Origin of the sequence: Streptomyces sp. NPDC029216, from assembly GCF_040648015.1 — a bacterium.
Lineage (GTDB): Bacteria > Actinomycetota > Actinomycetes > Streptomycetales > Streptomycetaceae > Streptomyces.
In genome coordinates, this window is record NZ_JBEZWL010000210.1 from 1 (window position 1) to 9,307 (window position 9,307).

The following is a 9,307-nucleotide window of genomic DNA, read 5'->3' on the forward strand; positions in this document are numbered from 1 at the left end:
GGCGTGACGACCCCGGTCGTCACGCCGCTCCGGCGTTTTCCCGTGCGCACGGCCGACGTCAGGTCCAGACCTTGACAGGTCCAGACCATTTCGGTTCAGTGGCGGTACCCGTCGCGCCCCCACGCTCCGCGACGACTCCCCCCACTCAAGGAGCAGTTACGTGATACGTGCGCTTCGCCGCCGCGCCCTCTCCCTCGCCTCGGCCGCCGCCGCGACCCTCGGACTCGCCGTCGCCCTGCCCGCCTCCCCCGCCGCCGCGGCCCCCGCCTGCGCCGGCGCCTGGAGCTCCTCGGCGGTCTACACGAACGGCATGAGCGCCTCGTACGGCGGCCACAACTGGCAGGCCAAGTGGTGGACCCAGGGAGAGACCCCGGGCACCACCGGCCAGTGGGGCGCCTGGTCGGACCAGGGCGGCTGCGGCGGCGGGGGCGGCCAGGACCCCGACCCGGGCACCGGCGACCCCTCCGGCTTCGTGGTCAGCGAGGCCCAGTTCCACCAGATGTTCCCGGACCGGAACCCCTTCTACACCTACAGCGGGCTGGTCGCGGCGCTCTCCGCGTACCCCGGCTTCGCCCACACAGGGGACGACACCGTCAAGCGGCGCGAGGCGGCGGCCTTCCTCGCGAACGTCTCGCACGAGACGGGCGGGCTCGTGTACGTCGTCGAGCAGAACACCGCCAACTACCCGCACTACTGCGACGCCTCCCAGCCCTACGGCTGCCCGGCCGGCCAGGCCGCGTACTACGGGCGCGGGCCCATCCAGCTGTCGTGGAACTTCAACTACAAGGCGGCGGGTGACGCCCTGGGCATCAACCTGCTCGCCAACCCCTACCTCGTCGAGCAGGACCCGGCCGTCGCGATGAAGACGGCGCTCTGGTACTGGAACACCCAGAACGGCCCGGGCACGATGACCGCCCACGCGGCCATGGTGAACGGGGCGGGCTTCGGCGAGACGATCCGCTCCATCAACGGGGCCCTGGAGTGCAACGGCGGCAACCCGGCGCAGGTGCAGAGCCGGATCGACAAGTACCAGGCCTTCACCCGGCTGCTCGGCGTCACCCCGGGCGACCGGCTGGACTGCTGACCGTCCGCACGGCCCGGGTTCAGTGGCCCCGCAGGGCGGTGGCCAGCTGGGCCCGGGAGCGGACGTCGAGCTTCTGGTAGATCCGGGTGAGCCGGGCCTCGACGGTCTTGACGCTGAGGAAGAGCTTCGCGGCAGCCTCCTGGTTGCTGGCGCCCCCGCCGACGAGCAGCGCCAGCCGGGCCTCCGCGTCGGTCAGGGCCGCCACCCCCGGGTGCGGGGCACCGGTCTCGGGGGCGTTCTCGCGGGCCAGGCAGAGCCAGGGTGCGGCTCCGGCCCGCTCGAACACCTCGGCGGCGTCCCGCAGCGCGGCGCGGGCCGGCGCCCGGCGGCGCCGCCGGCGTTCGACCCGGGCCAGCGCGAGGAGCGTACGGCCCCGTTCCAGGGGCAGGCCGAGGGCGCCGAAGCGCTGGGCGGTGTCCTGGAGCAGGGCGACGGCGGGCTCCGGTTCGCCCTGCGCCGACAGCGCGAGGGCCCGGGCCCGGTCCAGGGCGGCGAGGACGGGCGTCCGCCGGAGGGAACGGGCGACGGGGGTGACGGAGTCGAGCAGGGCGACGGCCCCGGCGGGGTCGTCGGCGGCGACGAGGGCCTCGGCGAGTTCCCCGTGCCAGCGCAGGATGGAGGGGTCCACCACCTGCTGGGCCTGCTCCAGCTCGGCGACCCGGCGCAGGGTGGCCACGGCCTTCGCGGCCTCGCCGGTGGCCAGTTCGACCGTTCCGAGGGCGTACAGCCCCCGGGACAGGAAGATCTGGTCGTGCTCCTCCTCGGAGGCGCGGATGCCGCGGCGGGCGTAGGCGGCGGCCCGGGCGAAGCTGCCGCCGGCCGCCTCGGCGGTCGCCGCGACGTACCAGGCGGGGCCCGGGGAGAGGCCCGCCTCTATGGTCAGCTCCAGGGCGCGGCGGGCGTGCGCGGCGCCGGGGACGCAGCGGCCGCGCCGCAGTTCGACCTCGGTGAGGCTGCGCAGCACCTCGAAGACGTCCTCGGCGGAGCCGGTGCGCTGGACGGCGGGCAGCAGGACGAGGAGCTGACGGCGGGCGTCGGCGAGCCGGTCGTCGAAGAGCGCGTGGCGGACGGCGAGGTACTGGGGCGCGTTGCGCATGCCGAGGGGGACCTCGGGGGCGGGCAGGGCCAGGGCCTGGGCCAGGATGTCCTCGGCGTCGGCGTCGCCGAGGATGCGGCCCATGCGGGCCCGGACGGTCAGGGCCATGGCTTCGGCGACCTGGTCTCCGCCGGCCTTGGCGAGGGCTCCGGCCTCGGCGGCGGCGTCGCGGGAGCGTACGGGGTCGCCGTCGCTGAGGTTGTGCTTCCAGGCGATCCGCAGCTGGACGGCGGCCAGCAGGGAGGGGTCGTCGGCGGCGTCGGCCTCGGCGCAGGCGAAGGCGAAGGTCTCGTCGAGGGCGGCCAGGGCCTGCCCGGCGGCGTCGATCACGGCGAGCCGGGCCCGTACCCGCTGGGCGGGAGAGGCGTCGCGGGCGAGGACGGCGCGGGTGGCCCGGCGGGCGAGGTCGGCGCGGCCGGCCCAGCCGGCGTCCTCGGCGGCGCCGACGAGCCGGGCGAGTTCCTCGCCGGGCAGGGCCGCGGGGGTGCGTTCGGCGGCGAGCAGCCCGAGTTCGGCGGCCAGGGCCCGCTGGCCGCGGCGGCGGCAGGCGTCGGCGGCCCGGGTGATCTCGGCGGCGAGTTCCGCGTCGGGGGTGTCGACGGCGAGGGCGCGGTGGCGTACGGCCTGGACGGGGTCGTCGACGGCGGCGGCGAGCGCGGCGTGCCCGGCGGAGCGCTCGGGCCAGCCCGCGTCGGCGGCCAGGGCGGTGGGCAGGGCGCCGGCGGTGAAGGCGACGGCTCCGTCCTCGCCGACGGTGACCAGTGCGGCCCGTTCGGCCTCCGCGAGTTCCGCTTCGGCGTCGGGGCGGCCGGCGCGGCGCAGCAGGGCGGTGGTGGGGCGGGTGGCGAGGGCGGCGAGCAGGAGGGTGGGGCGGGTGCGGGCGGGGGCTTCGGCGAGGAGCCGGCGGGCGACCTCGCGGGCCTGGCCGGAGACGGGAAGCGGGTCGGCGTGGTGGGCGCAGCCGCCCTGGCCGGCGGCTTCGGCGAGGGAGTGGCCGAGGGCGAGGGCGAGCCGGGGGTTGCCGCCGCTGGCCTGGTGGATGCGTCCGGCGAGGCGGGCGGGCAGGCCGTGGCGCAGCAGCAGTTCGGCGACCTCGTCGGCGCCGAGCGCGGGGACGCGGACAGCGGGGGTGCCGGGGCCGCAGAGGGTTTCGGCGACGGGGGCGCCGCCCTGGACCCGTTCGGCGACGAGGACCCGTACGCGGGGCGGGGTCAGGCGCAGGGCGAAGCGGAGCAGGTCGGTGCTCTCGGCGTCGAGCCACTGGGCGTTGTCGACGAGGAGCAGGAGGGGGCCGGGGGCGGCCAGGGTGCGCAGAACCTCGACGACGGCCAGGCGCAGGGCGACGTGGTCGCGTCCGGCGCGGGGGGCGTCGGCCTCGCGGCGCAGGAAGGCGATGGCGGTGCGCTGGGGTCCGGCGAGGCGGTCGAGGGCGGAGCGGGGGACGGAGGCGAGCAGGGCGGCGGCCGAGGCCTCGGGTATGTGCCGGTCCGCGGCTTCGGGGGCGAGGCGCAGAACGGTCTCGCGGCGGCCCTCGGCGGCGGCCGCGACGGTGCGGGCCACCTCGGTCTTGCCGGCTCCGGCGGGGCCGGTGAGGATGGCCCGGCCGTGCGTGGTGAGCGCACGCCCGACGGCCTCGATCAGTACGCCGTGTCCGACGTTGGTGTCAGCGTCCCGCGTCTCCGCCACGCACAGCCACCAGCCTTTCGCTCCCCGGTCCGTGCCCTTCCTGTGAGACGCGACAATACGAGGTCAGCCCCCCGACGGACCCGGATTGTGACGCAGAATTCAGTCGGGCGACAGAAAGGCGCCGCGGGCCTGCCGGTACGGGAGGTATCGGCAGGCCCGCGGGCCGGGTTGGTCCGTACTATCGCCCCGTCAGGCCGGAGGTGGGGGACTCCGGCGGGCGTCCGGACCGGGGAGTGGCCTTGAGTGGCCGGCGGGGATCAGAAGCCGAGGCTCCAGGAGTCGATCTTGCCGGTGTCGCCGCCCGCGTTGTCGTTCACGCGGAGCTTCCAGGTGCCGTTGGCGACCTCGGAGGAGGCGTCGACGGTGTAGGTCTGGTTGATGTTGTCCGCGCTGCCGCCGGCCCGGTTGTGCAGGGTGTAGACGGTGCCGTCGGGGGCGACCAGGTCGACCTTCAGGTCACCGATGTAGGTGTGGACGATGTTCACGCCGACCTTGAGGGTGGCCGGGGCGTTGCCGGTCACGCCGGTGACGGTGATCGGGCTCTCCACGGTGGTGTTGTCACCGATGGCGAAGTCCGCGGTGTTCTCGAAGACCGGCGTGATCGGGGTCGAGGTCACGGCGTTGACGGTCGCGGCCGCGTCGGCGAGGCCGGCGCCGCAGCCGCCGGTGCAGGTGCCGGCCAGCGGGCGGGCGTTGGCCTTGATGGCGGACTCGACCTGGGCCGGGGTGAGGGAGGGCTTGGCGGCCACGAGGAGCGCGGCGAGGCCCGCGACGTGCGGGGCGGCCATGCTGGTGCCCTGGTACGGCTTGTAGATCTCCGCGCCGGGGGTGGTGGCGCCGTCGTTCAGCGTGGAGAGGATGCCGTTCTCGGGCGTGGTGACGGTGCCGGGCGTGTCGGTGGCGCGGCGGGTCTCGCCGCCGGGGGCGGAGACGTCCACCTTGGTGCCGTAGTTGGAGTAGAAGGAGCGGTCGCCGGTGCGGTTGGTGGCGGCGACGGTGATGACGTTGTTGCAGCTGGCCGGGGTGAAGGAGCTCGCGTCGGCGTTGCTGTTGCCGGCGGCCACGACGACGGTGGTGCCGCGGGCGACGGCGGCGTTGATGGCGTTCTGGTAGCTGGAGCTGCAGGTGCCGGAGCCGCCGAGGCTCATGTTGATGACCTTGGCGGGGGTGGGGTTCGCCGGGATGCCCGCGACGGTGCCGCCGGAGGCCCAGGTGATGGCGTCGACGATGTCCGAGGTGGCGCCGCCGCACTTGCCGAGGACGCGGACGGGCTGGATCTTCGCGTTGTACGCGATGCCCGCGACGCCCTTGCCGTTGTTGGTGGCGGCGGCGATGGTGCCGGCCACGTGGGTGCCGTGCCAGGAGGAGCCGCTGGCCTTGGAGCCGGTGCCGCACTCCTCGGCGGCGCTCCAGTCGCCCTGGTCGGCCGGGTTGCTGTCGCGGCCGTTGCCGTCGCGGGCGGCGGTGGAGTCGGAGATGAAGTCGTAGCCGGCGACGATGTTGGGGGCGACGTCGGAGTGGGTCACGTAGCCGGTGTCGATCACGGCGACGGTGACGCCGGAGCCGGTGGTCTTGTCCCAGGCGGCGGGCACGTTCATGCCGGCGGTGGCCTCGAAGAGGTCCCACTGCTTGGCGTACTCGGTGTCGTTCGGCGTGGCCATCGCGTAGGCGCGGGAGTCCGGCTCGACGTAGGCGACGTCCGGGTCGGCGCGGAACTGCTCCATCACCTTGGCGGCGTCGGCCGGGGCGGTCGCACCGCCCAGGTTGACGAGCGCGGCGCCGGTGCCCAGGCGGCGGTCGAACGTCGCCTTCTTGCCGGCCTTCTTGCCCTTGGCGGTGGCGTCGTCGGCGGCCGCGGTGTTGGAGCTCGCCTCCGAAGCGGAGGACTTGTAGCCGACGATCAGGTTCTGGACCGGGGCGGAGGCGGGGGCGGCGGGGGCCGCCGCGGCCGGGAGGGTCTGGGCGCCCGGGTCGCTCGCGGGGGTCACGGCCACCGCTGCGGTGGCGGAGCCTGCGAGGAGGGTGACGGACATGGCCACGACGGATATGAGCCGTCGTCGGGGTGCGTGCACGATGTTCCCCTTACGGGCCGTTTCCGGGCAGGCCGGAGCGGCCGTGTGTGCGGTGTGGGAGGTGGAACCGGCGGCCGCGGGACCGGGAGGGCTGGTCGGACCGCCCCGGTCGCCGCGCGCCACGTCGCCCGGCCGCAACGGCGGGGCTGGGCGACGGCGTGTACCGACGATCCGCGCGGCCGCGGACGGCTTCACACCATGTGGGGTTGGCGCGGGGGCCGTTCGGGGTGCGGGAGATCGCCGGTGGGCAGACAGTAGGCAACGGGGGGATGAACCCGATACGGGGAAAACCCTTGTCCGGACCCTCCCCGACCCTGTGGACCTCCTGTGGCGCCCCTGTGAAACCCCTGTGGAACCCGCACGGAACCCGCGTGTAACACCCGGCCGCCGGGGCGGCGTGCGGGCTACTCCGGGTCGCCGTGCGGGTGGAGGGCGCGGAAGTACGTCCAGCTGGTCTCGTTGGGCTCGGTCCACTTCTCCGGGGCGTGGGCGAACTCCGGGTGCCGGCCCGCGATGTACGCGCGGGTGCGCTCGGGAACCTCGGCGTAGGAGCCGAGCTTGGCTCCCCGGCAGTGGAAGGTGAGGCCGCCGGGGCGTTGTCCCTGCTCCATCCAGGGGAGCCAGGGGGACATCCGCATCCAGGACATGGTCGCGGGGACGCTCGGCGCCCCGCCGGCGAGGGCGGTGGCGGGGGTGAAGAACTGGAAGAGCTCCAGGGCCCGGTAGGTGTCGTCGGCGGAGCTGCGCGGGTAGTCCGCGACGGGCAGCGGGGAGGGGTAGGCGAGGGGGATCTCCAGGCTGAAGCAGACCTGTCCGCCGAGTTCGGTCCGGGGGACGGGGAAGGGCCGCAGGCGCAGGTTGGCCGGGTCGTTCCAGACGTGGACCACGGTCTTTTCCTGCCAGGTCTCCAGGATGTCCCGAGTGACCGGGTCGAGGTAGAAGGCGGCCTCGCGCGAGAGCATGCGGTAACCGCCCTCCTCCTCGTCGGCGAGGAGCCGTGCCACGTTGACCCCTTCGAAGCCGAAGAGGCGCCGGTAGGGCTCTCCGGGGGCCCAGGAGTGGACGTCACCGGTCCACCAGTAGGCGACTTCCTCTCCGTCGAGGGAGGCACGGGTGCGGGCGAAGTCGCGCAGCAGGTCGTCCGGTGTCATACGGAGAACTCTGCGGGGCCGGGATCCGGCCGGACAAGCACCTCGCGCGCCAACTCCCGTGCGGCGGCCGCCGGCCACCCGCGACACGTACGAACGGGCGGGCTCCCCCTCGTACGGTCGCCCGGTTGACGGTTGTACGAAGTACCGGCGACCGTGACCGCCATGGGGAACCCCTTGGTGAAGGAACACCGGCTGCCGGTGCTGCTCGCCTGCCTGGTCCTGGGCCTCGGGCTGGCGGCGGCCGTGCTGGGCGCGTCACGGGCGGCGGGGCCCGGGGAGGCCTCCGCGGCGGGCCCGTACGTGGACCTGCGCCGCGTGCCGCCGGCTCCGGCCGGGCCCGCGCCCGGGCCGGGGGCCTCCACCGGCACGGTGACGGTGGAGTGCGGGCGCAACGAGGAGGGCCACTGGAACGAGGACAACCTGGTGGTCTCGCCGGGCCTGCGGGCGGGCGCCCACCACACCCACGCGTACGTGGGGAACCTGTCCGCGGACGCCCTGTCGACGGACGCCTCGCTGGCCGCGGCCGCCACGAGCTGTACCGGCGGCGACCGTTCCACGTACTACTGGCCGGTCCTGCGCCGGACGGACCGGCCCGGCGGCGGTCCGCACGAGGGCGCGGCCGGGCACGGCAACGCGGGCGAGATCCTGCGGGAGGCCTCGGTGCGGGTGGAGTTCCGGGGCAGTGCGGTGAGCAAGGTGGTGGCGATGCCCCGGTTCCTGCGGGCGGTCACCGGCGACGCCGTCGCGTACACGGCGGGCGGGGGCGCCGGGGTGCGTGCCCGCTGGGGCTGCTCGGGCGCACCGGACCGGTCCACCACCGGCTACCCGCGCTGCCCGGCGGGCGAGCTGGTCACCCGCACGCTGGTCTTCCCCAGCTGCTGGAACGGGCTGGACACGGCCGCCCCGGACCACCGTTCCCACCTGTTGTTCCCCGCCGCCTCCGGCGTCTGCCCGCAGGGCACCTTCCCGGTGCCGGAGCTGCGCGTCTCGCTGGCGTACGCGGTGGCGCCGGGGGTCCCGCTGGCCCTGGACTCCTTCCCGGAGCAGCGGCACAGCCCGCTCACCGACCACGCGATGTTCGTGAACGTGATGACCGACGAGCGGATGGGCGAGCTCGTCGCCTGCCTCAACGAGGGCCGCGACTGCCGAACTTGAGTGACGCAGGTCACATGAACCGCCGCCGGATCGGGGGCGTGTTCCGACCGCACGACACAGCACGAGGCGGACGGAGAGCGTGAATGGCCGGACCACTGTGGCCCCGCGCGCGGCGGGGCTCGACCGACGAGGCACTCATCAGGGCGGTCTACGAGGAACACGGCAACGCCCTGCTCGCGTACGCCACCCGGCTCACCGGCGACCGGGCCGCCGCCGAGGACGTCGTCCAGGAGACCCTGATCCGGGCCTGGCGGCACTCCGAGGTCCTCGTCAACGGCAAGGGCTCCGTACGCGGCTGGCTGCTCACCGTGGCCCGGAACATCGTCACCGACCGGTACCGGGCCAGGGCCGCCCGTCCGCCGGAGGTCTCGGGCTCCGCGGCCGCTCCCCCGGTGGAGGGCGACCACGCGGACTCGGTGGTGGACGCCATGACGGTCCTGGGGGCCCTGGACCGGCTCTCGCCGGAACACCGGGACGTGCTGACGGAGTTGTACTACCGCCAGCACAGCGTCGCCGAGGCCGCCGACCGCCTGGGCATCCCGGCGGGCACGGTCAAGTCGCGCTCGCACTACGCGCTCAAGGCCCTGCGCGCGGTGTTCACGGACGGCGGCGCCGACGGGTTCGGCGGGAACAGACGATCAGGCCGGCCGCCCCAGCAGCCCGGCGGACTGCGGGAGGTGGTGGCGTGAACGCGCACCGGCACGAGGAGGAGCTGCTCGGACCGTACGTGCTCGGGGTCCTGGACGCGGAGGACGTACGGCGCGTCGAGGAGCACGTCGGCGACTGTGTGGGATGCCGGGAGGAGGTGGCCGCGTTGCTCGAGATGGAGAGCGCGCTGGGCGAGGTGCCCGAGGAGGCGTTCCTCGACGGGCCCCCGCAGGGCGGCGACCTGCTGCTCCAGCGGACCCTGCGGCAGGTGCGCGGCGAGCGGGCCGCGCGGACCCGGTGGCGGGCCGCGGTGGCGGGGCTGGCCGCGGCCGCCTCGCTGGCGGCCGTGTTCTGGGCCGGGGTAGTGGACGTCGAGGGTCCAGTTGTCGGGGGAGATCAGGGCGGGGTCCGCGAC

At 75.0% G+C, this 9,307-nt stretch carries 7 protein-coding genes; 4 read left to right on the top strand and 3 right to left on the bottom strand.

Annotation, left to right across the window (positions count from 1 at the left end; genetic code table 11):
• Positions 1 to 160: 160 nt before the first annotated feature.
• The gene (locus AB0F18_RS36695) at positions 161 to 1,084 is read left to right on the top strand and encodes a glycoside hydrolase family 19 protein (RefSeq protein WP_362069075.1); all 924 of its coding nucleotides are present in this window, start codon (positions 161 to 163) and stop codon (positions 1,082 to 1,084) included.
• Between the two features lie 19 nt (positions 1,085 to 1,103).
• On the opposite strand, the gene AB0F18_RS36700 is transcribed toward AB0F18_RS36695, so the two are convergent.
• The 3 genes from AB0F18_RS36700 to AB0F18_RS36710 form a co-directional block, all read right to left on the bottom strand.
• Entirely contained in the window at positions 1,104 to 3,866 is a 2,763-nt protein-coding gene (locus tag AB0F18_RS36700; protein ID WP_362069078.1) for a LuxR family transcriptional regulator, read from the bottom strand.
• A 257-nt stretch (positions 3,867 to 4,123) separates the two neighbouring features.
• Positions 4,124 to 5,899 carry a S8 family serine peptidase gene (locus tag AB0F18_RS36705; RefSeq protein ID WP_362069093.1) on the bottom strand — a complete coding sequence of 592 codons (1,776 nt, stop codon included), beginning with the start codon at positions 5,897 to 5,899 and terminating at the stop codon, positions 4,124 to 4,126.
• 443 nt (positions 5,900 to 6,342) lie between these two features.
• Positions 6,343 to 7,089: a DUF1838 family protein gene (locus AB0F18_RS36710; RefSeq protein WP_362069081.1), complete on the bottom strand. Its 747-nt coding sequence runs from the start codon at positions 7,087 to 7,089 to the stop codon at positions 6,343 to 6,345.
• Between the two features lie 162 nt (positions 7,090 to 7,251).
• Here AB0F18_RS36710 and AB0F18_RS36715 point away from each other — a divergent pair, with 162 nt between their 5' ends.
• The 3 genes from AB0F18_RS36715 to AB0F18_RS36725 form a co-directional block, all read left to right on the top strand.
• The gene (locus AB0F18_RS36715) at positions 7,252 to 8,244 is read left to right on the top strand and encodes a DUF1996 domain-containing protein (RefSeq protein WP_362069084.1); all 993 of its coding nucleotides are present in this window, start codon (positions 7,252 to 7,254) and stop codon (positions 8,242 to 8,244) included.
• Between the two features lie 83 nt (positions 8,245 to 8,327).
• On the top strand, positions 8,328 to 8,933 hold the full coding sequence (locus AB0F18_RS36720; protein WP_362069087.1) for a sigma-70 family RNA polymerase sigma factor: 606 nt from the start codon (positions 8,328 to 8,330) through the stop codon (positions 8,931 to 8,933).
• Positions 8,930 to 9,307 (top strand): zf-HC2 domain-containing protein (locus tag AB0F18_RS36725; protein ID WP_362069090.1); only part of this gene is annotated, 378 nt, incomplete at its 3' end. The genes AB0F18_RS36720 and AB0F18_RS36725, both read left to right, overlap by 4 nt.